23 protein-coding genes are annotated in these 25,328 nt (G+C 61.9%); 7 read left to right on the plus strand and 16 right to left on the minus strand.

Annotation, left to right across the window (positions count from 1 at the left end; translation table 11 throughout):
* Positions 1-22: 22 nt before the first annotated feature.
* Genes IP76_RS04655 through IP76_RS04665 form a run of 3 tightly spaced genes read left to right on the plus strand, consistent with a single transcriptional unit; the run spans position 23 to position 1,493 of the window.
* Positions 23-907, plus strand: a complete 885-nt coding sequence (locus IP76_RS04655; RefSeq protein ID WP_054157015.1) for a bifunctional helix-turn-helix domain-containing protein/methylated-DNA--[protein]-cysteine S-methyltransferase — start codon at positions 23-25, stop codon at positions 905-907.
* A gap of 57 nt (positions 908-964) precedes the next feature.
* Positions 965-1,201: a ribbon-helix-helix protein, CopG family gene (locus IP76_RS04660; protein WP_054157016.1), complete on the plus strand. Its 237-nt coding sequence runs from the start codon at positions 965-967 to the stop codon at positions 1,199-1,201.
* Positions 1,202-1,205: 4 nt separating this feature from the next.
* Positions 1,206-1,493, plus strand: a complete 288-nt coding sequence (locus IP76_RS04665) for a type II toxin-antitoxin system RelE/ParE family toxin (RefSeq protein WP_054157017.1) — start codon at positions 1,206-1,208, stop codon at positions 1,491-1,493.
* Here IP76_RS04665 and IP76_RS04670 read toward each other — a convergent pair.
* On the minus strand, positions 1,490-2,467 hold the full coding sequence (locus tag IP76_RS04670; protein WP_054157018.1) for a sugar-binding transcriptional regulator: 978 nt from the start codon (positions 2,465-2,467) through the stop codon (positions 1,490-1,492). The two genes, IP76_RS04665 and IP76_RS04670, sit on opposite strands and share 4 nt — an antisense overlap.
* Positions 2,468-2,645: 178 nt before the next feature.
* On the opposite strand from IP76_RS04670, the gene tal reads away from it, so the two are divergent.
* Positions 2,646-3,602 carry a transaldolase gene (gene tal, locus IP76_RS04675; protein WP_054157019.1) on the plus strand — a complete coding sequence of 319 codons (957 nt, stop codon included), beginning with the start codon at positions 2,646-2,648 and terminating at the stop codon, positions 3,600-3,602.
* 107 nt (positions 3,603-3,709) lie between these two features.
* Positions 3,710-4,102 carry a GFA family protein gene (locus IP76_RS04680; protein ID WP_054157020.1) on the plus strand — a complete coding sequence of 131 codons (393 nt, stop codon included), beginning with the start codon at positions 3,710-3,712 and terminating at the stop codon, positions 4,100-4,102.
* A 19-nt stretch (positions 4,103-4,121) separates the two neighbouring features.
* Here the strand turns inward: IP76_RS04680 and IP76_RS04685 are convergent, their stop codons facing one another.
* From IP76_RS04685 to IP76_RS04715, 7 genes are all read right to left on the minus strand, one after another.
* The gene (locus tag IP76_RS04685; RefSeq protein ID WP_054157021.1) at positions 4,122-4,592 is read right to left on the minus strand and encodes an SH3 domain-containing protein; all 471 of its coding nucleotides are present in this window, start codon (positions 4,590-4,592) and stop codon (positions 4,122-4,124) included.
* A gap of 152 nt (positions 4,593-4,744) precedes the next feature.
* Positions 4,745-6,169, minus strand: a complete 1,425-nt coding sequence (locus tag IP76_RS04690) for a gamma-aminobutyraldehyde dehydrogenase (RefSeq protein ID WP_054157022.1) — start codon at positions 6,167-6,169, stop codon at positions 4,745-4,747.
* A 66-nt stretch (positions 6,170-6,235) separates the two neighbouring features.
* A complete protein-coding gene (locus IP76_RS04695) occupies positions 6,236-7,051 on the minus strand; it encodes an ABC transporter permease (RefSeq protein WP_054157023.1) in 816 nt (271 codons plus the stop codon).
* Positions 7,041-7,991 (minus strand): ABC transporter permease, encoded by a 951-nt coding sequence (locus IP76_RS04700; protein ID WP_054157024.1) that lies wholly within the window; start codon positions 7,989-7,991, stop codon positions 7,041-7,043. Before IP76_RS04700 ends, IP76_RS04695 begins: the two co-directional genes overlap by 11 nt.
* Entirely contained in the window at positions 7,988-8,977 is a 990-nt protein-coding gene (locus IP76_RS04705) for an ABC transporter ATP-binding protein (RefSeq protein WP_054157383.1), read from the minus strand. Before IP76_RS04705 ends, IP76_RS04700 begins: the two co-directional genes overlap by 4 nt.
* A 197-nt stretch (positions 8,978-9,174) precedes the next feature.
* On the minus strand, positions 9,175-10,332 hold the full coding sequence (locus IP76_RS04710; protein WP_054157025.1) for an ABC transporter substrate-binding protein: 1,158 nt from the start codon (positions 10,330-10,332) through the stop codon (positions 9,175-9,177).
* A 177-nt stretch (positions 10,333-10,509) separates the two neighbouring features.
* Complete coding sequence (locus IP76_RS04715; protein ID WP_054157026.1) at positions 10,510-11,418, minus strand: LysR family transcriptional regulator; 909 nt, start codon at positions 11,416-11,418, stop codon at positions 10,510-10,512.
* Positions 11,419-11,602: 184 nt separating this feature from the next.
* On the opposite strand from IP76_RS04715, the gene IP76_RS04720 reads away from it, so the two are divergent.
* Positions 11,603-12,499 (plus strand): DMT family transporter, encoded by an 897-nt coding sequence (locus IP76_RS04720; protein ID WP_054157027.1) that lies wholly within the window; start codon positions 11,603-11,605, stop codon positions 12,497-12,499.
* A gap of 23 nt (positions 12,500-12,522) precedes the next feature.
* Here the strand turns inward: IP76_RS04720 and arsA are convergent, their stop codons facing one another.
* The 5 genes from arsA to IP76_RS04745 all read right to left on the minus strand — a co-directional run bounded on the left by arsA (position 12,523) and on the right by IP76_RS04745 (position 17,986).
* Positions 12,523-14,304 (minus strand): arsenical pump-driving ATPase, encoded by a 1,782-nt coding sequence (gene arsA, locus IP76_RS04725; RefSeq protein WP_054157028.1) that lies wholly within the window; start codon positions 14,302-14,304, stop codon positions 12,523-12,525.
* Positions 14,305-14,444: 140 nt separating this feature from the next.
* Positions 14,445-15,305 carry a metal ABC transporter permease gene (locus IP76_RS04730; protein ID WP_054157029.1) on the minus strand — a complete coding sequence of 287 codons (861 nt, stop codon included), beginning with the start codon at positions 15,303-15,305 and terminating at the stop codon, positions 14,445-14,447.
* Positions 15,302-16,225: a metal ABC transporter permease gene (locus IP76_RS04735; protein WP_054157030.1), complete on the minus strand. Its 924-nt coding sequence runs from the start codon at positions 16,223-16,225 to the stop codon at positions 15,302-15,304. Before IP76_RS04735 ends, IP76_RS04730 begins: the two co-directional genes overlap by 4 nt.
* On the minus strand, positions 16,206-17,099 hold the full coding sequence (locus tag IP76_RS04740; protein WP_156318491.1) for a manganese/iron ABC transporter ATP-binding protein: 894 nt from the start codon (positions 17,097-17,099) through the stop codon (positions 16,206-16,208). Before IP76_RS04740 ends, IP76_RS04735 begins: the two co-directional genes overlap by 20 nt.
* A 2-nt stretch (positions 17,100-17,101) precedes the next feature.
* On the minus strand, positions 17,102-17,986 hold the full coding sequence (locus IP76_RS04745) for a metal ABC transporter substrate-binding protein (RefSeq protein WP_156318471.1): 885 nt from the start codon (positions 17,984-17,986) through the stop codon (positions 17,102-17,104).
* A gap of 211 nt (positions 17,987-18,197) precedes the next feature.
* Here IP76_RS04745 and IP76_RS22715 point away from each other — a divergent pair, with 211 nt between their 5' ends.
* The gene (locus IP76_RS22715; RefSeq protein WP_156318472.1) at positions 18,198-19,853 is read left to right on the plus strand and encodes a hypothetical protein; all 1,656 of its coding nucleotides are present in this window, start codon (positions 18,198-18,200) and stop codon (positions 19,851-19,853) included.
* A 70-nt stretch (positions 19,854-19,923) separates the two neighbouring features.
* Here IP76_RS22715 and lysS read toward each other — a convergent pair whose 3' ends face one another.
* From lysS to IP76_RS04765, 3 genes are all read right to left on the minus strand, one after another.
* Positions 19,924-21,420, minus strand: coding sequence for a lysine--tRNA ligase (gene lysS / locus IP76_RS04755; RefSeq protein WP_054157033.1), 1,497 nt, complete (start codon positions 21,418-21,420; stop codon positions 19,924-19,926).
* A gap of 169 nt (positions 21,421-21,589) precedes the next feature.
* Complete coding sequence (gene gltX / locus IP76_RS04760) at positions 21,590-23,047, minus strand: glutamate--tRNA ligase (RefSeq protein WP_054157384.1); 1,458 nt, start codon at positions 23,045-23,047, stop codon at positions 21,590-21,592.
* A 445-nt stretch (positions 23,048-23,492) separates the two neighbouring features.
* Complete coding sequence (locus IP76_RS04765; RefSeq protein WP_054157034.1) at positions 23,493-25,274, minus strand: SLC13 family permease; 1,782 nt, start codon at positions 25,272-25,274, stop codon at positions 23,493-23,495.
* Positions 25,275-25,328 lie beyond the last annotated feature (54 nt).

Genomic DNA, 25,328 nt, shown 5'->3' on the forward strand with positions numbered 1-25,328 from the left:
CTCACGAGAAGAGGATTTCGCCATGACACTTGCCGAGCAGATCGACCTGTCCCGCGGGACCGACATCACGCCTGAGGGCTCGGATTACGAGACCGTGCGGCAGGTGATCGAAATGCTGACGCTCGACTACCAGAGCCAGCCGTCACTGGATGATATTGCCGAACGGCTCGGGCAGTCTCCGACACAATTGCAGAAAACGTTTACCCGCTGGGCGGGCCTTTCACCTAAGGCCTTCCTGCAGGCGGTCACGCTCGATCATGCCAAACGCTTGCTCGGTCGCGAGGAACTGCCGCTGCTCGAGACATCACTCGAACTCGGTCTTTCCGGCCCAGGCCGCTTGCATGATCTCTTTGTCACGCATGAAGCGATGAGCCCGGGTGAATGGAAGGCACGCGGCGCTGGACTCACGATCCGCTACGGCTATCACCCATCGCCCTTTGGGCTTTCGCTGGTCATGATCACCGATCGCGGGCTGGCGGGCCTCGCCTTTGCGGAAACGGGTGGCGAGGCCGCCTGTTTCGATGACATGGCGCGCCGCTGGCCAAATGCCAAATACGTCGAGGATAGCGAGGCAACCGCATCCTATGCGGCTCGCGTCTTCCATCCCGAACGCTGGTCGGCAGAGGAGCCCTTGCGCGTGGTGCTGATCGGCTCCGACTTCCAGATCCGCGTCTGGCAAAGCCTCCTGGGGATCCCGCTCGGCCGGGCCGTCACCTATTCCGATATCGCCCAGAAAATCGGCCAGCCAACCGCAAGCCGTGCCGTGGGCGCCGCCGTCGGACGCAACCCGATCTCGTTTGTCGTGCCGTGCCACCGGGCGCTCGGCAAGAGTGGTGCCTTGACGGGGTATCATTGGGGGCTGACCCGCAAGCGGGCGATGCTTGGCTGGGAGGCCGGGAAGGGATGACAAGCGACTGGGTGAAAGGGCGCTTTTCGAAACAACGCCGCTGTGAGATGATGGCGTATGCGCAACACGGTTCAAATTCCTGATGACATCAGCCGCCGGATCGACAGTCTGGTGGAGCGGAGCGATTTGTCCCGCGACCAGATCGTCGAGGATGCGCTGGCTCAAGGGCGTTCGCTTGCCTGGCAGGAGCAGTGGGTATCCGGTGTTCTGGAAGCCGTGGCTGAAGCCGACCGCGGCGAATTTGCCAGCGATGCGGAGATCGAAGCCGTGTTGAACAAGTACGGTTCACCTTGAGGCCATGCGTATCGTCTGGACGCGACGCTATCTTCAAGAACTCGCGGCCATCGGCGACTATCTGCTCGAACGCAACCCCGTTGCTGCCGGGCGTATCGTGAGAGCAATACACTCACGAACGGCTCGATTGCTGGCGACCAATGCCTTTATGGGGCGGAGGGGCGAGATTAATGGTACGCGCGAGTTGGTGCTAGCAGACCTTGGATATGTCGTCGCCTACCGGGTGAAGGATAACCAGATTGAGATCCTGTTCGTTCAGCATGGCGCACGCGCCTGGCCAGAACAACTTTAGCGCACCATCTCCAACAACTCCCGTGCTGCCGCCTCATCCGTGATCAGCGTATTGCCGCCGATCCGGCGCATGGTGGCGCGGATTGCCATGGCGCGATGCGCGCCGCCAGACGCAATCACGATGTGTTGTGCCTTTTTCAGCGTATCCAGATCAATCGCCATCGCCCGTTCATTGATCGGGTGTGCAACCGGATTTCCGTCTTCGTCGATGAAGTTGAACATGGTGTCGCAAACGCATCCTGCGTCCACCAGTTCTGTCAGCGTTTCATGGCTGATGAAGCCTTCCGACAGAGAGGTGGAGTGCGGTCCGATATCGCCGCAGGACACGACCGCGAGGTCGAGGTTTTCGGCGAGGTCATAAAGCGTCTTCAACCCGCATTGCTCGATCAGCGCCTTCTTCGTTGCAAGGCTGTCGACCATCAGCGGTGCAAGGAACATGTAGCATTCGGCGCCAAGCTGGCTTGCCAGTCGCCAGGTATAGTCGATCGGGTTGGTCTGGTGGACGGCGACAATGCCGCCGAGCAGGGACACCACCTTGCAGTTTTCCCGCCGCGGCGGGCGGAAGGCTGACAGCGAGGCGGTCATGGTGCGGCCCCAGCCGACACCAATCGTCATGTCGTCGGTGATTGCCTCTGTCAGGAACTGGCCAAGCGCCAGACCGACGGCCTTGGCGATGGCGTCGGCGTCCGTCTTTTCCGGCGAGGGCACGACGATGGCTTCGTCGAGGCCGTAGGCTTTCTCGAGTCGGATCGCGAGATCGATGCTATCGGCCATGCCTTCGCTGATCCAGATCTGCACTTCGGCACGCTTGCGCGCCTCCTCAAGCATGCGGATCACCGTCTGCCGGCTGACTCCCAGCCTGTCAGCCACGTCTTTCTGCGTCAGGCCCTCGTTGTAATAGAGCCATGCGGCGCGGATACGGAGTGAACCGGCATCCGTAAGCGTCGTGTGATGATCGCGTCTGAGCTTCGCCAAGATCTCTCTCGAATTGTGGAACTTCCGAGCCTCACTATCCGTTCTCATGATACTTATGTCAAATTGTAAGAACAGATGTCTTGACTTTGCCACCTTCGGATGGCGATAGTCTGGCCAAGCACGATCGGCCGCTCGGGCCGCTCGGCAACCTGTTTTCGTCCAGCCGAAGGATCTCGCGATGACCTCGAAACTCGAACAGCTTCGTTCCATGACGACCGTGGTCGCCGATACCGGCGATATCGAGGCCGTTGCCCGTCTGAAGCCGGTCGATTGCACCACCAATCCCTCGATCGTTTTGAAGGCGCTCGGCACCGATGCGTTCAAGGATGCCTTCCAGGAAGCCATCACCTGGGGCAAGACCAAGGGCGGCCAGGATGATGCCGTGATTGGCGCGATTGCTGACCGTATGGCGATTTCTGTTGGCGCGGCTCTTGCAGCCCTGGTGCCCGGCCGTGTCTCGACCGAAGTGGATGCCGATCTCTCCTTCGACACCAAGGCCTCGATCGAAAAGGCGCATCAGATCATTGCCGGCTACAAGGAGCGCGGCATCGAGAAGGATCGCATCCTGATCAAGCTCGCCTCGACCTGGGAAGGCATTCGCGCTGCCGAAGTGCTGCAGAAGGAAGGCATAGATTGCAATCTGACCCTGCTCTTCTCCAAGGCCCAGGCGATCGCCTGCGCCGAAGCCAAGGTCTTCCTCATCTCGCCCTTCGTCGGCCGTATCCTCGACTGGTACAAGAAGTCGACCGGTGAGGACTACACTTCCGAGACCGATCCGGGCGTCGTCTCGGTTCGTTCGATCTACAACTATTACAAGGCAAACGGCATCGGCACGATCGTCATGGGCGCCTCCTTCCGCAATGCCGGCGAAATCGAAGCACTGGCCGGTTGCGACCGCCTGACCATCAGCCCGCAGCTGCTCGACGAGCTGAATGCTGCTGAAGGCACGCTCACCCGCGCGCTGTCGCCCGATACCGTCAAGGCCGAGCCGCATGTCTCGCTCGACGAAAAGGCCTTCCGCTGGGCGATGAACGAAGATGCCATGGCGACCGAAAAGCTCGCCGAAGGCATTCGCGGCTTCGCCAAGGATCTGGGCACGCTGCGCGGTCAGATTGCCAAGGCATTGGCTGCCTGATCGTCGGGGAACCGTTCCCTCAATTTGGAGTTTGGAAATGGCCCTAGCAAAAGCTCGGGCCATTTTCGTTTTCGCTAGGCTGTTCGCCTATCTGAGGGAGGAAAGAGATGGCGATCATTACGGGTGGCTGCGCCTGCGGCAAGGTGCGGTTCGAGGCCGAAGGCGAGCCAGACCGCGTCGGCATTTGCCATTGCCTTGACTGCCGGAAGTATCATGGTGCCCTTTTTTACGCCGCAGCGATCTATCGGGATAATCAGGTGAGGATTACCGGCGAAGCCCAGATGTATGACGGGCGCTTCTTCTGTCCTGTCTGCGGCTCGCGTGTCTTCAATCGCAGCGGAGATGAGGTCGAGCTTCATGTGGGCTCATTCGACGATATTAACGTGTTGCAGCCGAGCTACGAGCTCTGGACGATCCGGCGGGAAAGCTGGATGCCTGAGTTTCCGGTTGCCGAGCGCTTTGATCGGGATCGGCCTGCCGAGGGGCGAGGGGAGGATTGAGCATCCAGGAACGTATCGTTCACGGACGCCGTGGCCGCTCAAACGGATCGATCACGATGACCGGATCGGTCGGTGCATTCCGATCCGCTTCTGGTGGGGCGAAGCCCGGTTCTTCCAGCAAAAACCGACCATCCACCCAGCCTGAGATGCGTGGGCGGGTGACGGTGGCGATGCGGCACCAGTAGCCGCCACGGCTGTCCTTGCAGGAGAGGCGTTCGATTGGGGTGCCATCTTCAAGCGCGTGGATGACGCGAAAATTGGGGCCGGCTCCCGTATGGACAGAAAGCTGTGTGCCGGGTGGTAGGCCGCGGACATGCCAGAGATAGGTATCCATCATCTGACTGCCGCCATCGAGGCTCGGGGCGGGGATGACTTGCGGCTGCTGGGCTTGTGCCGGGGTGGGCAGCAGTTGAGTTGTGCAGAGAAGTGCGGCAGCCGCGATGAGGGTCTTGGTGCTCTTGTATCTCACGCGATTCTGTTCGCAGCGCATCTCGTTCTCCTCGTTCGGCATTATGATAAGGAGGAGCGAGGTCCGTTGCCACTGGTTTGGTCTGTCAGGGTAAACGGCAGAGAGATCGTCTTGCTCGTCCCCGGGTTAAGCCCGAGGACGAGGATAGCGTTCATCGGACGCCCGCATTGTTCTCAATGCGCGATCATCACATGGCGCACCGTCGTGTAATCTTCCAGCGCGTAGATCGACATGTCCTTGCCATAGCCGGATTGCTTCATGCCGCCATGGGGCATTTCGTTGCAGAGCATGAAGTGGGTGTTGATCCAGGTGCAGCCGTAGCGAAGCTTGGCGGCGGTCTGCATGGCGCGGGAGATGTCCTTGGTCCAGACCGAGGAGGCAAGGCCGTAGTCGCTGTCGTTTGCCCAGGTGACCGCCTGGTCTGCGTCTGAGAAGCGGGTGACGGAGACCACCGGGCCGAAGACTTCGCGACGGACGATTTCGTCGTCTTGCGTCGCGCCGGCAATGACGGTCGGCGTGTAGAAGAAGCCCTTGTCCGAGCCGATCTTGCCGCCGGTGACGACTTCCATGTGCTTGTGTTCGGCAGCGCGCGTTACGAAGCTTTCGACGCGGTCGCGCTGGCGCTTGGAGATCAGCGGACCGATCTCGTTTTCCGCGTCATCGGCCTGGTTGAATTTGATCGTCGATACGGCGCTTGCGAGATCGGCGACGAAACGGTCGTAGATCTTGTCAGCCGCATAGATGCGGCAGGCGGCGGTGCAATCCTGGCCGGCATTGTAATAACCGAAGGTGCGGATGGCGGCGACAACCGCGTCGATATCGGCGTCATCGTGGATGATGACAGGCGCCTTGCCGCCGAGTTCCAGGTGCGTGCGCTTCACCGTCTTCGCAGCGGCGGTCATCACCTTCTTGCCCGTGGCGATGTCGCCGGTGATCGACAGCATCTGGATCTTCGGATTGTTGATCAGCGCGTTGCCGACGCTTTCGCCGCGGCCGAGCACGACATTGACCACGCCCTCGGGCAGGATCTCGGCCATGACCTTGGCGAGTTTCAGCGCCGTCAGCGGCGTCTGTTCGGAGGGCTTGAAGACGATGGTGTTGCCGCCGGCCAGCGCCGGTGCCAGCTTCCAGGCCATCATCATCAGCGGATAGTTCCACGGCGCAATCGAGCCGATGACGCCGACAGCGTCGCGGCGGATCATCGAGGTGAAGCCCGGCAGATATTCGCCCGAGACCGGCGCCTGCAGCGTGCGGATCGCACCGGCAAAGAAGCGGTAGCAATCGACGATCGCCGGGATTTCATCGTTCAAAACGGCATTGATCGGCTTGCCGCAGTTCAGGCTTTCAAGGGCGGCGAAGCCGGCGGCATCCTTTTCGATCGCATCGGCAATGGCGAGCAGATAGCCGGCGCGCTGGCCGGGGGTGGTCTGCGACCAGGAGGCAAAAGCGCCTTCGGCAGCGTCAACGGCTTGTTCGACCTGGGCGAGCGAGGCTTCCGGTAGGTCGATAATGACCTCGCCCGTCTTCGGATTGAGGATTTTCTCGTCCGTCTCTGTTCCGGCTTCGAAGCTCGCGCCGATCAGCATCTGGGTGTCCATGTCGTTCTCCCTTTTATCAGACTTCATTTGGGACGGCGCCCGTTTAGAAGAGGCGGTGCCGGTTGTTCATTTGCCACTGCCGGCGATCTGGTCGGTATCGCGGGTCAGGTAATAGGCCGCCAGGATTGGCAGGAAGGTGACGATGACCACGACCATTGCGACGACATTGGTCACCGGGCGCTGGCGGGGGCGGATCAGTTCTTCGAGCATCCAGATGGGCAGGGTCGTCTGCTGGCCGGCAGTAAATGTGGTGACGATGACTTCGTCAAACGACAGTGCAAAGGCGAGCATGCCGCCGGCGAGCAAGGCTGTTGCAATGTTCGGCAGGATGACGTGCCGGAAGGTCTGAAAACCATCGGCACCGAGATCCATCGAGGCCTCGATCAGCGAGCCGGAGGTTCGGCGGAAGCGGGCCACCGCATTGTTATAGACGACGACGACGCAGAAAGTGGCGTGGCCGAGAATGATCGTCCAGACCGAAAACGGGATATCCGCCAACGAAAAAGCCGAGCGCAGCGCAATACCGGTGATGATGCCGGGCAGGGCGATCGGCAGGATGACGAGCAGCGAGATCACCTCCCGACCGAAGAATTTTGTCCGGGCGACGGCAGCGGCGGCAAGTGTGCCGAGCACAAGCGCGATGACGGTGGCAATGCTCGCGACCTTGACCGAAAGGCCAAGCGCTTCCCAGATGTCGGGGCGGTTCCAGGCGACGGCGAACCATTTCATCGTGAAGCCCGGCGGCGGCCACTGGAAGCTCTTTTCCTCCGTGGTGAAGGCATAGACGAAGATCAAAAGGATCGGCAGGTGCAGGAAGGCAAGGCCGAAGCCTGCGGCGATCTTGAGCGAAAGGCCTGCGGACTGGGAACGATCAGAGCGCATCGAAGGCCCCCATGCGTTTGGCGATGGTCAGATAAATGCCCATGATGACGATCGGCACAACCGAGAAAGCGGCGGCGAGCGGGATATTGCCCGCCGTGCCCTGCTGGGCATAGACGGCCTGGCCGATGAAGAGACGCGAGGTGCCGACGATCTGCGGGATAATGTAATCGCCCATGGTCAGCGAGAAGGTGAAGATCGAGCCGGCGACAATGCCGGGGAGCGCCAGGGGGAAAAGCACATGGCGGAAGGTCTGGCCGGAATCGGCGCCAAGATCGCCCGAGGCTTCGATCAGGTTGCCGGGCACGCGCTCGAGCGCTGCCTGGATTGGCAGGATCATGAAGGGCAGCCAGACATAGACGAAGACGATAAAGATGCCGAGATAGCTGATCGACAGCGAATTGCCGCCGATGACGGGGATGGCGAGAATGCCGTCGAGCAGCCATGTCAGGCGCAGTTTTTCGAAGATCCAGGTCAGGATGCCTTCCTTGGCAAGGATCAGCTTCCAGGCATAGACTTTGACCAGATAGCTCGACCAGAGCGGCAGCATGATGCCGAGATAGAAGATGGCCTTCCATTTTCCCTTGGCGTGGCGGGCGGCATAATAGGCGATCGGGAAGGCAATGACGGCAGAGGCGAGGGTAACGGCAGCCGACATCAGCAGCGTGCGCAGGATGATGTCGAAATTTGCCGGTTGCAGCAGCTGGCCATAGGTTGCGAGCGTGAATTCGTAGGTGATCAGGCCGGAGAATTCGTCGATCGAGAAGAAGCTCTGCAGGAGCAGCGCCACCAGCGAGCCGACATAGACGATGCCAAGCCAGAGCAGGGGCGGCACCAGCATCAGAACCAGCAGCAGGTTGGGCCTCCGCCAGAACAGATCCGAGAGCCGCCCCATCAGGCCCTGACGGCCAGGGGTGATCGCCGATGCGGAGACCGCCGTCATGCGCCGGCCTCCATGTAATGCGGGTCAGACGGCAACCACCCAATGCGGATGCTTTCGCGGGTCTGCGGTGCGGTCTGGCCAGCGGGCAGCGACACGGTGAGTGCTGCAACGGCCGTTTCGACAAAGAGCTTGGTCGAGGCGCCGAGGAAGCTCGCGGAGCGGACAGTCGCCTCCACGCCGCCTTCTGAGACGATGCGGATGGCTTCCGGACGCAGGCTCGTCCAGCGGGCTTCGCCGCCCAGCAGTTTCATGGCGTCTGGTGCGATCACATTGGAAGAGCCGACAAAATCGGCGACGAAGCGGGTGCGGGGGCGGTTGTAGATTTCGTGCGGCGTGCCGGCCTGAACGATCTTGCCGTCGTTGAAGACGGCGACGCGGTCGGCCATGGAGAGCGCCTCGCCCTGGTCATGGGTGACGAAAACAAAGGTAATGCCGAGCGCGCGCTGCAGGCTTTTCAGCTCCTCCTGCATCTGTTCGCGCAGCTTCAGATCGAGGGCACCGAGCGGTTCATCGAGCAGAAGGACCTTGGGCTTGTTGACAAGCGCCCGGGCGAGCGCCACGCGCTGGCGCTGTCCGCCGGAAAGTTGACCCGGCTTGCGCGCGCCGTAGCCGGGCAGCTTGACCATTTCCAGCGCCTTTTCGGCTTCGCGATGTCGTTCGGCCTTTGCCACGCCCTTGACCATCAAGCCATAGGCGACGTTGTCGAGGATGTTCAGATGCGGGAAGAGGGCGTAGTCTTGGAACACCGTGTTGACGTTGCGGCGATAGGGCGGCACGCCCTCGGCCGTTTCACCGAAGATCTCGATATGGCCATCGGTCGGCTGTTCGAAGCCGGCGATGAGGCGCAGACACGTCGTCTTGCCGGAGCCCGACGGGCCGAGCATGGCAAAGAACTCGCCCGGGGCGACCGTCAGGTCGACGCTGTCGACGGCTTTGACGCTGCCAAAATGGCGCGAGACCTTCGTGAATGAGACGGCTGCGGTCATCAAGGACTCCAGATTTGCATTATGGCCCCTCATCCGCCTGCCGGCACCTTCTCCCCGCAGGCGGGGAGAAAGGCACAACTCCGCCGGCCTCGCAGAGCGTCGGCTGGCAATGATGTGAGCGGTGTTTCGGGGCAAGTCCCCTCTCCCCGTTCACGGGGAGAGGGTTAGGGTGAGGGGCTGGCGCCCCGTTTGAGAGCTTACCGTCCGCCGATTACGCCGATGTAGTCGGAGACCCAGCGGTGATAGGGCACGCATTCGCCCTGGCTTTCGCATTTGGAGACCGGGGTCTTCCAGAACTTGATCTTGTCGAAGTTCTCGTAGCCATTGGTCTTGCAGCCCTCGTCGCCGAGAAGCGCATTGCCCTTGCAGGCGGCGGGAACGGACGGCACCGTGCCGAACCAGGCCGAGACATCACCCTGGACCTTGGGCGAGAGCGAATGCTCCATCCACATGTACGCGCAATTCGGATGCTCGCTGTCGACATGCAGCATGGTGGTGTCAGCCCAGCCGGTTACGCCTTCCTTCGGGAAGACAGACGCGACTGGCTGGTCGGCCTTCAAGAGGTTGGCCTGGAAGGGCCAGGAGCCGGAGGCGACGACGCCTTCATTCTTGAAGTCGTCGATCTGGATCATCGCGTCATGCCAGTAGCGGCCAACCAGCTTGCGCTGGCCACGCAGCAGCTCAAGCGCTGCCTTGTACTGGTCCTCGTTCAGCTCGTACGGATCCTTGATGCCGAGTTCCGGCTTGTGGGTCATCAGGTAGAGGGCGGCGTCCGCCACATAGATCGGGCCGTCATAGGCCTGGACGCGGCCGCTGTTCGACTTGCCGTCGGGCAGCGTCATTTCCTCGAACACCACGTTCCAGCTGTCCGGCGCCTTGTCGCCAAAGGCCTTGGTATTGTACATCAGCACGTTCGGGCCCCAGACATAAGGGGTGCCATAATGAACGCCGTCCTTGGTGTGCCAGGGGGCGTTCTGCAGGCGCTCGTCGATCGTGCTCCAGGACGGGATGAGGGCGGTATTGATCGGCTGCACGCGCTTGCCGGCCACGAGGCGCAGCGAGGCGTCGCCCGAGGCGGTGACGAGGTCGAAGCCGCCTTCGTTCATCAGGGCGACCATTTCATCCGAGGTGGCAGCGGTCTTCACAGTGACCATGCAGCCGGTCTTCTTCTCGAATTCGGTGACCCAGTCGTAATTCTTGTCGGTTTCGCCGCGCTCGATATAGCCGGCCCAGGCAACGATCGAGACGGCACCTTCGCCCGGTCCCAGTGCCTGAAGCGGTTCCTGGGCAAGCGATACAGTGGTCATGCTGAGGACGGAAGCAAGGGCTGTGCAGGATTTCAGAAAGGTCTTCATCGCGACGTCTCCCGGTTGTGAGTGGCCGCTTGTGCGGCTCAATGTTCCCGCCGTGAAGGTTGCCGCGAATGTGCCGCATTCGCAAATTCATTCGTCAGAATGGTGGTATCGGTTTTTCCGATAGGTGAGGATCTGCGAGATCGGGGGGATGAGGGGCAAATCATCAGCAGGGTGTCCTTATCGCACCCTGCCACTGCGGCTCGCCTCGGCGATCCCGACAAAATCCCGCGCCGCTTGCGGCAGGCTGGACCCTTTGCGCCAGACCATGCCGACCTGCACCACAGGCAGCGCGCCGGAGACGTCGCGGCTTTCGATGCGGTCGCCTTCCAGCGACCAGGGCCGATAGACGAGGTCGGGAAGCAGGGCCACGCCGGCGCCTGTTGCGACCAGGCTGCGGACGGCTTCCACGGAACGGGTGCGGAAGGCGACATGGGGGCGGGCACCGAGCGCCGAGAGGAGTTTTCCGGTATTCTCCTCGATTTCATCCACCGTCAGCATGATCAGTGGTTCCTTGGTGATATCGGCAATCGAGATGATGTCGGCGGAGACGAGCGGATGGCCAATCGGCAGCCAGAGGCGGTAGGGCGAGGTTTCGAGGATTTCCGCCTGCAGGGCCATGCGGTCGCGGAGGTTGGAGATAACCATGACTGCCACGTCCAGCTCGCCGCCGATCAGCAGATGTTCAAGATAGGAGCCATTATCCTCCAGCGCCGATACCTCGACATCGGGGCAGGCGCGGCGATAGCGGGCAAGAAGGTCGGACAGCACATAGCCCGCGACGAGCGAGGTGACACCGATATTGAGCGTTCCGCCGGTGTTGCTCTTGGTGTCGGCAAAGACATTTCGCGCATCTGAGACGGTGGCGAGGATCTTCGTGGCGTGGCGCAGGAACTGGTGGCCGTTATGGGTGACCGACAGCCCGCGAGGGTGGCGCTCGAAGAGCGTTACGCCAAGATCGCCCTCCAGTTCCTTGATCGCCTCGGTCACCGAAGACTGGGAGATCGACAGGTTCTGGGCGGCGCGGGTGACGGAGCCCTGCTCGGCGACGGCGACGAAATATTGCAACTGACGGAATGTGAATGCCATGCGCTACTGAAGCATGGCGGCTCGGGGCGCGGCAAGCCATCTTAAAGCCAAGACATTGTCAGCTTGCATGGCAGCTGTGAATTTGCGGACTAGGAAATCGGCGTCAGGGGTGTAGGATCGGTATGCCCGCGCCGTCGGTTGATCCACGGAACCTTGCCCCGAACAAAAGCATCCGTCCGCTCCCATGAAATCGACGCCGCTCGGCTATACCTTCACCTTTCTCGCCTTCTCGGTCTTTGCCATCCAGGATGGCATTTCCAAACATCTCGGCGCCAGCTATTCGCCGGTGCAGGTGGCCATGGTTCGGTACTGGGCCTTCGTGGCCTTCGCCGTATTTCTCGCCATGCGCTCCTCGGGTGGCCTGACGCAGGCGGTGAACACCAAGCGGCCGTTCCTGCAGGTCCTGCGGGGACTTATTCTCTTTTCGCAGATCCTGATCTCGATCGTTGCCTTCACCAAGGTGGGCCTCGCCCAGAGCCAGGCGATTTTTGCCGCCGGACCGATCTTCGTGGCGCTTCTGTCCATGCCGATCCTCGGCGAAAAGGTCGGCTGGCGGCGCTGGACTGCGATCGTCGCCGGTCTTGTCGGTGTCGTGATCATGCTGTCGCCCAGCGGCGGTGGCTTCAACACCTATATCTGGCTGCCGCTGATCTGCGCCGTGCTCGGCGCGGTGTATGGCATTGCGACCCGGCTGGTCAGCCGTGACGACCAGCCATCGACCAGCTTCTTCTATCTCGCCATTGTCGGTTTCATGGGGGCGAGTGTGCTTGGGCCGTTCTTCTGGGTGCCGTTCACGCCGGGCGACTGGGCCTGGATGGGCGGGCTCTGCTGCACCGGCATTGTCGGGCACTTCGCCTTGATCCGGGCCTATGAAAATCTGGATGCTGTGATCGTTCAACCGATTTCCTACTGGCAGCTCGTGCTCGGCGCGGTAATTGCCGTCAGCGTCTTCGGCGAAGTCCTGCGCTGGAATACGGTGCTCGGTGCGGTGATTGTCGTGGGTGCCGGCCTGTTCACGGTCTGGCGGGAATGGGTTGTCTCCCGCCGCGTACGTCGGGCCGAGGAAGAAGCCCGGGTATAAGGCCTTGGCTCCCCCTGCCGTTATCAATGTTGCGGCGTTTGCCGTTGCTGGACGAGCTCAAGCAGGGCCGGCAGTCCGACCGGTGCCACGGCGCGGAAATCCAGGCCATAGAGGCGGTGGGCAAAATCCCGTTTTACGCGCTCGATCTGGGCCATCTCGCCCTTGATGCGGGCTCGCAGGAGCGGGTCGCGCGTGCCGGTGATGGCCATCGACTTGTTCACCACCCAGCCATAGGGTTCGATTTTCGCGCGGCGCAGATCCTCCTGTAGGGCGGCGGCCTCCGAAACGGGCGTCGTCTCGGCCAAGGTCACCAGCAGAACACGGGTATAGGCGGGGTCCTGAAGGCGCATCAGCGGGGTCACCATGCGGCCGGGTGCAGCGTCATCCATGTGGCGCGTCATCTGACGGTGATAGGCACCTGTTGCGTCGAGCAGCAGCAGCGTGTGGCCGGTCGGCGCCGTATCGATGACGACGAAGCTCGAGCGCGCCTCGCCGACGACACGGGAAAAGGCGTGGAAAACGGCGACTTCCTCGGTGCAGGGGGAGGCGAGATCCTCGCGCAGCAGATCCTTTTCCTCCTGATCGAGATCACGCCCCTTGGTCGACAGGATTTTTTTGATATAGCGCGCCGTCTCGGCTTCAGGGTCGATGCGGTCAACAGTCAGGCCCGGCATTGCGTCTCCACCGACCACGAAGGACAGATGTGCGGCCGGATCGGTCGTCGTCAGGTGTACGGTATGACCGCGTGCTGCGAGGCCGACTGCGACAGCGGCGGCAATCGTGGTTTTGCCGACCCCGCCCTTACCCATGATCATGACAAGGCCTTTGTCGCCTTCGGCAATGTCGTCCACCAGTGTTGAAAGCTGCGGGAGATCGGTAATGGTGATCGACATGTCTGCGTCTGCTGCGACCAACGCCGCGTCGGGCGAGAACAGGCCTCGAAGGGCGGAGAGCCCGATCATGTCAAAGGATTTGAGCGGCACCTCGTCACGGGGAAGTGCGGCAAGCGATGGCGGCAGATCGGCGAGGGCTGCCGTCTGTTCTGCGGCGAAAGCGACCGCCACCCGATCGGCCGGGTCCGAGGGCGTGAAGCGGCCGTTGACTGCGAGCATCTGGTTCGAGAGTCCAAGCTCGGCCAGTTCGCTAGCCGTGCGTGCGGCTTCGCGGATGGCGCCCCGCTCGGCCCTGGTCACGAGAACGATGGTGGTGCGGGCCGGATCGCCGAGGCATTGCAGGGCATCGCGAAACCGATCTTCCTGCATCTTCAGGCCGGAATGGGGCCCAAGGCAGGAGGCGCCGCGTTGATTGGCTTCGAGAAAGCCCGTCCAGGCTTTCGGCAGGCTCAATAGCCGCAGCGTATGGCCGGTCGGGGCGGTGTCGAAGATGATGTGATCGAAGAGCGGATTGTCATCGGCCAGCAGACCGACAAAGGCATCGAAGGCCGCGATCTCGGTGGTGCAGGCACCCGACAATTGCTCCCGAACGGTGGCCTTTTCCGTTTCCGTGGCCGCCGGCCCCATCTGGTCGAGCACGCGCGCCCGGTATTCCTCGGCCGCGGTTTCGGGATCTATGTTCATCGCCGAGAGGCCGGGCACGCCCGGTACCGGGGTGGGCTCGGTGTCGAGCGCCACGCCGAGCATTTCATCGAGATTGGATGCAGGATCCGTGCTGACCAGCAGGATTTTCAAGCCCTTGTCGGCAAGCGCGATGGCGGTTGCGCAACTGAGCGAAGTCTTGCCGACCCCGCCTTTCCCGGTGAAGAACAGGTGGCGACTTGGCGTTTCCAGCAATCTCATGGATGTCATGCCCTGCGTGCTCCTCGCTCATTGCGTGAACGGCAGCATAGCGCAGGCTGAGGCAGATCACTTGATCCACAACAAGGGGCGACGCAGGGCTTGCGCCTCGGGTCGACCGACGGGTTGGGGGCGGTATCCGGGGTGGCGGCTTAACCGTCGATCTCCGATACCGGCATCTGGCGCTCGTGCCTTGCCGTCCAGACAGTGCGCAGAAAGGCGAGGATGAACATGGTGCTCATGATCAAAACGATGGTTGGGGCCGGGGCGCTGTCCAGGAAGAAGCTTACATAAATGCCGGACAGTGAGGCCGTGACGGCAACAGTGACGGCGGCGACCATCATAGTGGCAAATCGCCGCGTGAGCAGGAAGGCAATCGCGCCAGGGGCAACCAGCATGGCGACGGAGAGAATGATGCCGACCGCCTTCAACGCGCCAACGACGAGCAGGGACAAGACCGCGAGCTGACCGTAGTGCAGCAGGCGCACCGAAAGGCCGATGGCCTGGGCGTGCTGCGGATCAAAGGCATGCGCCAGCAGGTCCTTGCGCAGGACGACGAGGAAGAGCGTGGAGAAGAGGGCGATCAGGCCCGTCTCGATCAGGTCTGACGGCAGGATGCCAAGCATGTCGCCGAAAAGGATGTGGTCGAGGTGGACGGAGCTTTTGACCTGCACATAGAGCACAAGACCGAGGCCGAACATGCCGGAGAAGACGATGCCGAGCACCGTGTCTTCCTTGATGCGGCTGTTTTCTTTGATGAAGCCGGTGAGCAGTGCGCAGGCGAGGCCGGCGATAAAGGCGCCGATGGCGAGCGGAATGCCGGCAATATAAGCGATGACAATACCCGGAAGCACGGCATGGGAGACGGCGTCGCCCATCAGCGACCAGCCTTTGAGCACCAGCAGGCAGGATAAAAGCGCCATCGGCACGGCGATCATTAGCGTCACCACGAAGGCCGACTGCATGAAGGGCAGCTGGAAGGGCAGGAGCGCGAGTTCGATGGTTTCGCTCATGCCGGGCGCTCTTCGGCAAGGCCTTGCGGCGCAATGCCGGTGCTGGCCTTTGAAACGGGCACGGGCACAGGCGCGAGCGCGTCACGGGCGCGGCTGCGGGCGGCCAGCATGCCGTGTTTGGGCGCGAACAGGAAGGCGGCCAGGAAGATCACGGTCTGCAGCACGACGATGATGCCGCCGGTTGCACCATCGAGGAAGTAGCTTGCATAGGCGCCGACGAAGCTGGTGCCGGCACCGATGCTAAGTGCCATGAGGATCAGTCGCTGGAAACGGTCGGTCAAGAGATAGGCGGTGGCGCCGGGCGTCACGACCATGGCGATGACGAGGAAGGCGCCAACAGTCTGCATGGCTGCGACCGTGGAGGCGGCGAGCAGTGTGAAGAAGATCACCTTCAGCCGCTCAGGCTTGAGGCCGATCGACCGGGCGTGGTTCTCATCGAAGAAGGTGACCATCAGGTCCTTCCACTTGAGCGTCAGAACGAGAAGGCTCACGCCACCGATCAGGACGAGCTGCAGTGTATCGGCGGGCGTAATAGCGAGGATATTGCCAAGCACAATGGTCTTGATGTCGATCGAGACAGGCGAGATCGACACCATGAAGAGGCCAAGACCGAAGAACGAGGTGAAGATCAAGCCGATGATCGCATCTTCCTTGAGCTTGGTGCGCTGGTTGAGGAAGAGGATGGCAAGGGCGGCCATGCCGCCGGAGAGGAAGGCGCCAAAGGCGAAGGGGAGGCCGAGCATATAGGCGCCGGCGACGCCGGGCACGATGGCATGGGACAGTGCGTCGCCGATCAACGACCAGCCCTTCAGCATAAGATAGGCAGAGAGAAAGCCGCAGACGCCGCCGACCAGTGCGCTGACCAGGATTGCATTGCGCATGTAGTCATAAGTGAAGGGCTCAAGAAGCGTCGCGAGCATTGTTCACTCCGGGCTTCGGTGTGCCGTAGATAACGAAGGGGCGTTCGTCGTCGGTGATCACGGTGACTTCGCGGCCGTCTTCGTCGTCATGCAGATCGCGGCCGGCCAGCACGAAATGGCGGAGCGCGCCGCCAAACGCGGTCTTCAGGTTGTCTTCGGTGAAGGTGTCTTGCGTCGTGCCGGATGCGATGACGGTTCCCTTGACGAAGATTGTGCGATCGCAAAAGTCCGGAACGCTGCCGAGATTGTGGGTCGAGACCAGCATGACGCGGCCTTCGGCGCGCAGGTCCTTCATCAGGCTGATGATCTGTTCTTCGGTCGTGACGTCGACGCCGGTAAAGGGTTCGTCGAGCAAGATGACCTGGCCTTCCTGGGCGAGCGCGCGGGCGAGGAAGACACGCTTGCGCTGGCCGCCGGAGAGTTCGCCGATCTGGCGCTTGCGATAGTCCGACATGCCAACGCGGATAAGCGCTTCATCGACAAGCTGGTGATCGTGCTTTGAGGGAATGCGCAGGAAATTCATGTGGCCGTAGCGGCCCATCATCACCACGTCCTCGACCAGCACCGGGAAATTCCAGTCGACCTCTTCGGCCTGCGGTACATAGGCGATCAGGTTCCGGCGCAGCGCCTCGCGCACGTTCATGCCGAGAATGCGGATCTCGCCCGAGGCGACCGGAACGAAGCCCATGATCGCCTTGAAGAGAGTGGATTTGCCGGCGCCGTTGACACCGACAAGGGCCGTGATGGTGCCGGTCGGGATGGCGAAGCTTGCATGGCGCAATGCCGTGTGGCCGTTGCGATAAGTGACCGTGACGTCGTTCGCCGTGATGCCTTGCGGTGCCTGGCGGGGTGACCTTCGATCGCGCGATCCCATGATCATCCGGCGAGACCCTTCGCAATGGTGGATACGGTAACCTTGAGGAGGTCGATATAGGTCGGGACCGGGCCGCTCTCGTCGCTCAGCGAGTCGACATAGAGCACGCCGCCATAGGCTGCACCGGTTTCTGCCGCTACCTGTCTTGCCGGTTTGTCGGAGACCGTGCTTTCGGAGAAGACGGCCGGGATCTTGTTCTCGACCACCGCATCGACCACCGCCTTGACCTGCTGCGGCGTGCCCTGACTGTCGGCATTGATCGGCCAGAGATAAAGTTCCTTGAGGCCGAGATCGCGGGCGAGATAGGAGAAGGCGCCTTCGCTGGTGACGAGATAACGCCGGTCTTCCGGCAGGGCTGCGATCTCGGCCTTCAAGGGATCGATCTCGGCCCTGATCTTCAGTGTATAGGTGCGGGCATTGGCTTCGTAGACGGCGATATTGGCCGGGTCGATTTCAATCAGTGCCTTGCGGATGTTGTCGACATAGATGAGGGCATTTTCCGGCGACATCCAGGCATGCGGGTTGGGTTTGCCCTCGTAGTCCCCGCCGGAAATATCGATCGGTTCTACGCCATCGCTGACCGTCACATTGGGCACGTCGCCGAGATTGGCGAGGAATTTTTCGAACCAGACTTCCAGATTGAGACCGTTCCACAGAACGAGATCGGCATCGCGGGCCTTCAGGATATCGCGCGGGGTTGGCTGGTAACCGTGGATCTCGGCGCCGGGCTTGGTGATGCTCTCGACCGTGGCTGCGTCACCCGCGACGTTGCGGGCGATATCGGCAATCACCGTGAAGGTCGTTACGATCTTCGGCTTCTCGTCGGCAAGTGCCGCTCCGGGAAGGAGCAGGGCAAGCGCCAGTAGTCGGCCGAGCTTCGAAATCATGGTCCATCCCATTCTTGCAACTCATTCGCATTAAAACTTATAGCGCGGTCGGCGTTTGTCAACGCTCTTGCGAATGATTTGCAAAAACAAGCGAAAGCCTTGCCGTTTCATAATGGGAAGATGGGCTTAAGGGTTCTGCAAGGAGACTGGCATATGGTGACAGTCAGTATTGCGTCAACAGTCGGGACAGTGTCATGGCGGAGTTCGAAGCGTGAGGATTCCAAAGCCTCACCTGTCACGCAAAGTCGTGCTGATCGCAGGAGCCGCGCTTGTCATGTGCGGCGGCACGGGTGCTGCTGCCGTGTTCATCGGCGCTGACCAACTCCTCGGCCCATCCTATGCAGAGCTGAACGGATTTGCCTGCACCGAAGTGCAGACCGTCGAAATCCAGAAAAAGGATCGTTTCTGGATCCGCAAATATGTCACCACAGACGAGCCGAGTGATGGTCTCGGACGGATCAAGACAGCGCTCCGCGTCGCCAAGGCGGTGCAGGAAGCAAAGAAGGCTGACCTGGTGCAGGTGGTGGTGCTGGATGTGAACGGGCCGACCAGCCGGGCGCTGATCCGTGGCCGATCTGTCGGTGCGGATGTGATCTATGTGCCGGATCCGAGCCGCGTACCCGAAGAGGCGTCCGCACGGGTGCTGACCGCACGCTACATTGATGGGACTGCTGCTGCAAACGGTCAGTTTTTTGGCGAGCGTTTCGAAATGCCGGACGCCGATATCCAGGCGCTCATGGCAAAACTGGATGACTCAACGGATTGTCTGAAACCCGAGGTCGAAGTGCCCGAGGGCGGAGACGATGGTGCGGCTGCCGAGGGCCATGGTGAAAAGGCTCCGGCCGAAGGCCATGGCGAGGCGCCGGCCGATGGTCATGGCGAAGCGCCAGCTGAAGGTCACGGCGAAGCGCCGGCTGAAGGCCATGGCGAAGCGCCAGCGGATGCGCATGGCGAAGCGCCTGCCGAAGGCCATGGCGAAGAGACACCCGTTGCCGAGCACGGCACGACGGAGAGCAAGGGCTGGATGGCCACCGTCATGGGCATGGTCGGGCTGGGCGGTGACGAAGCCCCGGCTGCCGACCATGCGGCAACACCTGTTGACGGTCATGCGGCACCCGCTGCGGACGGTCATGCTGCGGCCCAAGCAGAAGGCCACGGCGATGCGCCTGCGGAAGATCATGCGGCAGCACCGGCTGACGGCCATGCGGCACCCGCTGCGGAAGGGCACGTGTCGGCCCCCGCAGAAGGCCACGGGGATGCGCCTGCGAAAGATCACGCCGCAGCACCGGCTGATGACCACGCTGCTGCACCCGCTGAGCAACATGCGGAGGCACCAGCGAAGGAAGATGGCGCGACGCCTGCTGATGATCACGCTCAGGCCCCGGCCGAGACTCCTGTTGATGGCCATGGCGATGTGGCGTCCGAGGAACAGGCAAAGGCTCCAGCCGACGATCATGCCGCTGCCCCCGTCGAGGATGATGCCGCCGCGCCGGCAGAGACTGCGGCAGCCCCTGCCGAGGACAAGGGTTGGTTCGACGGCTTGAAGAGCATGGTGGGTCTTGGCGGTGGCGATGAGCCGTCAGAGCCTGAGGCAGCAAAGGCGGAAGACGCGACTTCCGAGGATGCCGGCCCGGCGACGGCGCCGATCCAGGGCGATGACTGGCTGGCCAAGATGCGGGCCGCCCCGATCGAAGGCGGTGCCGCGGATGGGGCTGAGACGACAAGCCATGGTGCGGCTGCAAACCCCGGTACGGACGCCAAGCCAGCGGCTGCGGGAAGCGGTCCGGATGCGCCCGCCGAAGACGAGGCCATCCTGCCGCCCAAGGCGCAGCCAAAAACGGATGAGCACGCCAAGGCGGATCACTGAATTCTCGAAATCAAAAAAAGGCGGCCATCGCAGGATGGCCGCCCTTTTCGTTTGTTGAACCTGCGCTCGCTCAATCGTTGCGATTGCGGCGCGCCGGGAAAAGGATGATGTCGCGGATCGACGGGGCGTTGGTCAAGAGCATGACGAGGCGGTCTACGCCGATGCCGAGGCCGCCGGCGGGCGGCATGCCCTGGTCGATGGCATCAAGGAACTCGTCGTCAAGCTGCTTGTCCTTTTCACCGCGCGAATGGGCCTGTTCGAGCTGCTCGACCATGCGCTTGCGCTGCTCTTCCGGATCATTGAGTTCGGAGAAGGCGTTGCCGACTTCCCAGGCGTTGCAATAGGTCTCGAAACGTTCGACGAGGCGTGGCTCGCCCGGCACTTCCTTGGCAAAGGGCGAGATGTCCTTCGGGAAATGGGTGACGTGTGATGGCTGGATCAGCGTGCCTTCGACCTTCTCCTCGAAGATGAAAGCGAGGCATTCGCCCCAGGTCCAGTCCTTCTCGACGGCAAAGCCGGCGGCCTTGGCGGCGGTACGGGCTTCTTCGTCGGTCTTCATCGCGAGGAAATCGATGCCGGTTGCTTCCTTGACGGCATCAGGCATGGGCACGCGCTTGAACGGGCCCTTGAAGGAGATTTCCTTGTCGCCGAAGGTGATGTCCGTCGTGCCGTGGATCGAGAGGGCGAGCGTCTCGAACATGCGCTCGACGAGGCCCATGATGTCCTCGTAGTCGGCATAGGCCCAGTAGCATTCCAGCATGGTGAATTCGGGGTTGTGGCGGGTCGACACACCTTCGTTGCGGAAGTTGCGGTTGACCTCGAACACCTTGTCGGCAAGGCCTGAGACCAGCGTGCGCTTCAAGAACAGTTCCGGCGCGATGCGCAGGTACATGTCCATCTTCAGCGTATTGTGGTGCGTCTTGAAGGGCTCGGCGGTCGCGCCGCCATAGACGGTCTGCAGCATCGGGGTCTCGACTTCGAGGAAGCCTTCGGCCTCCATGAAGCGGCGAATGCCGGAGACGATCTTCGAGCGCTGCTGGAAGCGGAGCTTGGATTCCTCGTTGGTGAGGATGTCGAGGTGGCGCTTGCGGTAGCGCAGCTCGATGTCGGCGAGACCATGATACTTCTCCGGCATGGGGAGCAGCGTCTTGGTGAGCATGGTGATTTCATGGGCGTTGATGGTGAGCTCGCCACGCTTGGTGCGACGGACCTGGCCCTTGACCCCGATGATGTCGCCGAGATCGATCATCGGCAAAAGCGCGCGGGCTTCTTCCGGGGTCGTGTCCTTATGGCTGAAGATCTGGATCTTCCCCGAGGCATCATGGATATCCATGAACATGCCGGAATTGCGCGAGGAATAGACGCGACCTGCGACAGTGATGATGTCATCCGACGTCTCGTCCAGTTCCAGGCCCGCGTACTTCTCGGCGAATTCCGCGTTGGTCATCGTGCGGTGGAAATGCGCCGGATAGACGTCGCCCACGGTTTCGCGCAGCAGCGCAAGCTTCTGGCGGCGGACCTCTGTCGGGTCGGAGGAGAGGGCGGTTTCGGTCTTCTGTTCGGTCATCGTGTGAATGCCTCTTGCGGCTGTGTTCGTTTCAGTTCGCCGGTGCGGCTGGCTCGGTCAACCCTCCCGCTTGTGGGGAGGGTCGGAGCGAAGCAACGGGGAGGGGAGGCGTCTTGCTCGGGGCAAAAACCCCTCCCCAACCCCTCCCCACAAGGGGGAGGGGTTACCCTCAGTTCTGCGCACCCGCCATCGCGGTCAGCACCTGGATCGCAATCTTCAGCCGCTGGCGCACGACCGAGCGGCCGAGGAGCGCCATCGAGTCAAACAGCGGCAGCGAGCGCTGGCTGCCGGAGACGGCGACGAAGAGGGGCGGGGTGACAACGCGCAGCTTCTTGTTCAGGCGTTCGGAGATCGTGCGGAGTTCTTCCTCGATGGTCGTGACGTTCCATTCGAGGATCTTTTCGAGATCCGCCTGGACGGTGGTGACGATTTCGAGCGTTTCGGCCGGGCTGGTCTTCAGGCCGCCAAACGAGGCGGGCGAAAGACCAACGTCGTTGGCGAGCAGGAAGCCGGCGAGCGGCGGGACTTCGCCGAGCTTGGTGACGCGGCTCTGGGCGAGTTTCAGGCCTTCGACGAGGCGATCATTCTCCATCGACCAGTCGAGGACACGGGCAACAAACTCTTCCGGTGTCAGCTTCTCGCGCAGCCAGCGGCCGTTCAGCCAGTCGAGCTTCTGGATGTCGAAGATCGCGCCGGCCTTGGAGAGGTTGTCGGGGTCGAACTTTGCGATCAGCTCTTCCATAGACAGCAGCTCTTCGCCTTCGGCGATCTGGATGAAGAACAGGCCGAGGAAGTTCATCAGGGCTTCCGGCAAATAGCCGAGGGCCGAGTAGTAGGAGATCGAGGTCGGGTTCTTGCGCTTCGACAGCTTCGACTTGTCGTGATTGCGCATCAGCGACAGGTGCATAAAGACTGGCGGCTCAAGGCCGAGATGCCTGTAGATGAGGATGTGCTTCGGCACGGAGGCCAGCCACTCTTCGCCACGGGCGACGTGGGTGATCTTCATCATGTGGTCGTCGACGACGTTGGCCATGTGATAGGTCGGCATGCCGTCGGCCTTCAAGAGGACCTGCATGTCGACGCTTTCCCACGGGATCGAGACATCGCCATAGACGCCGTCGTGGAAATCGCAGGAACCTTCTGTCGGTACCTTCAGGCGAATGACATGCGGCTCACCGGCGGCCACGCGGGTGGTGACTTCCTCGGCCTTCAGGTGCAGGCAGTGACCGTCATAGCCGGGGGGCTTTCCGGCCGCGCGCTGTGCCTCGCGCATGCTTTCCAGGCGAGCTGGCGTGCAGAAGCAATGAAAGGCGCCGCCATTGTCGAGCATCTTGTCGACGAAGGGGCGGTAGAGATCCTTGCGCTCGGACTGGCGGTACGGGCCGTAGGGGCCGCCGACATCTGGGCCCTCCGACCAGGTGAGGCCGGTCCATTTCAGGGCGTCCAGCACCTTCTGTTCGAATTCGGCCGTCGAGCGCGTCGCGTCGGTGTCCTCGATGCGCAGAATGAACTCGCCGCCGAATTTCTTCGCGAAGAGGTAGTTGAACAGCGCGATATAGGCGGTGCCGACATGGGGCTCGCCGGTCGGGGAAGGTGCGATGCGGACGCGGACGCCGGAATTGGTCATGGAACTCAGCTCGTGGTGCGTGCGGGGACCCGGCGGATGCCCGGTCTTCAAAGGGGATGCGAAGGATGCGTTTGGCGGTGGGGCAGGCTGATCTTTGCCAGTGCCCATGCCTCTTCCGCCGGCTGGCCTTAGGCCATATTCAGGCGATTGCGTCAAGGAAAACCGAGGCAAACAGGTTGCTGCCGCCACCGGCCGGCCTCTGGCTTTAAAAAAAACACGAGGTGGCATGGAACCAGAGGCCGTGGCGCTCGTTTCTTAGCCAGAACGCAGGTCGTGCCAACCGGACGCGACGGGATCAAGGGGAACAGGGAGATTTTTCCGGTTTCTCTCCCTGGCCAACGAATTGGCAGACGAGCCCCTCAACCGTCCGACCTGTGTTCGTCCCCAAGTCCCCGCCCCTGGAACCTGCGCCCGCCGGCGCAGGTTCTTTTTTGCGTTCGGGATTCTATTGCACCGGCCAGACGTAAAGCAGGGCCGGAACGGCCACCAGCAGGACCATGAAGGAGAGGGGCAGGCCAAGCCGTGGATAATCGGAAAACTTGTAGCCGCCCGGCCCCATGACCAGCGTGTTGCACTGATGACCAATCGGAGTGAGGAAGTCGCAACCGGCGCCGATGGCAACTGCCATGAGGAAGGCCTCCGGCTTATAGCCGAGGCCGGTTGCAAAGCTTGCCGCAATCGGTGCCATCACGAGGACGGTCGCTGCATTGTTCAGGAAGGGCGTGACAGCCATGGCCGTGACCAGGATGAGCGCCACTGTTCCCCAGGCTGGCATGCCGGACGCCGCCACATTCAGCCAGCCGGCGATGACGTCGCTGCCGCCCGTCGTGCGCAGCGTGTCTGCGACCGGGATAAGGGCGGCCAGCATGACGAGGATCGGGCCGTCGACCGCGCGGTAGACCTCACTCACCGGAATGACGCCAAACGCGACCATCGCGAGGGCTGCGGCGAAGAAGGCGATGGCGACCGGTGCGAGGCCGACCGCCGTCGCACCCATGGCGATGACGAGAATGGCAAGCGGGATCAGGACATTGCGCGATGTGCCGAGCAGGATTTCCCGCTCCGCCAATGGCAGGCAGCCAAGCTCGGTCAGGATTGACGGCATTTGCTGGCGCAGACCCTGCAGAAGCACGACATCGCCGGATCGCAGCGTGATCGCGCCAAGACGTTCGCGCATGCGCTTGCCTTGGCGGCTGACCGCCAGGAGATTGACGCCATAGGTGTGGACAAGGGACAGTTCCTTGGCTGTCTGACCAATCAGCGGCGATCCGCGTCCAACCACGGCCTCGACCGAGGAGAGGTCGCCGCGCTTGCGCCGGTCCGGGCCGCTTTTGCCTGTTCCCTCATTGCCGAGCGACAGATTGGCCTGGGACACAATTCTGTCGAGGCCTTCAGAAGGACCTTCCAGAAGGATGGTGTCGTCTTCCTGCAGGATGATATCGGGGAAGGGCGAGAGCCGCGTGTCTCCGCGCAGGATGGCCGTGGCGGTCACCTCGCCCTGTGTCAGTTGCAGCAAGGCGTTGAGCGGCTTTCCGACAAAGGCCGACTGGCCGGGGATGCGAGCCTCGGTGGTAAAGTTCGAGCTTTCCAGCGCCTCCTGCAATGAGGGATTCTGATTTTCGCGCCGGGGCACCAGCCAATAGAAGAAGATCAGAAAGGCAATGCCGCCGACCGTCAGAAGGCCTCCGACGGGGGTGAAGTCAAACATCGTGAAGGATTGGCCCGTCATTTCCTGGCGGAGCCGAGAGACGGCAATATTGGGCGAGGTGCCGATCTGTGTCATCAGGCCACCGAGCAGGGCAGAAAAGGCCATTGGCATCAGAAAAACAGAAACCGGCACGCTGGACTTGCGGGCAAAGCGGAAGGCCACCGGCATCATGATTGCCAGAGCCCCGATGTTCTTGATGAAGGCGGAGAGGACGGCGACTGAAACCAGCAGCAGCAGCATCTGGCCGTGGAGGGAGCTCAGGGCAGGGAAGAACCGCTTGATCGCCAGGTCGACCACGCCGGAGCGGGCAACGCCGGCTGACACAACAAGAGCGCTGCCGACAATGATAACAAGATCGTCGGAGAAGCCGGCAAAGGCATCTTTCGGCGTGACGAGGCCAAGCGCGACCGATGCGATCAGCGCGCCGCAGGCGATGACGTCATATCGCAGCTTCTCCCAGAGGAATGCCGCCATCATCACGGCAATGAGACTGAAGGAGAGTATCTGCTCGTATGTCATGGTGCCCCGGCGTTGGTGACGCGTTGGGTGAAGGACTAGAACCTGCCTCCAATT

It is taken from the genome of Rhizobium sp. AAP43, from assembly GCF_001296045.1.
GTDB lineage: Bacteria > Pseudomonadota > Alphaproteobacteria > Rhizobiales > Rhizobiaceae > Allorhizobium.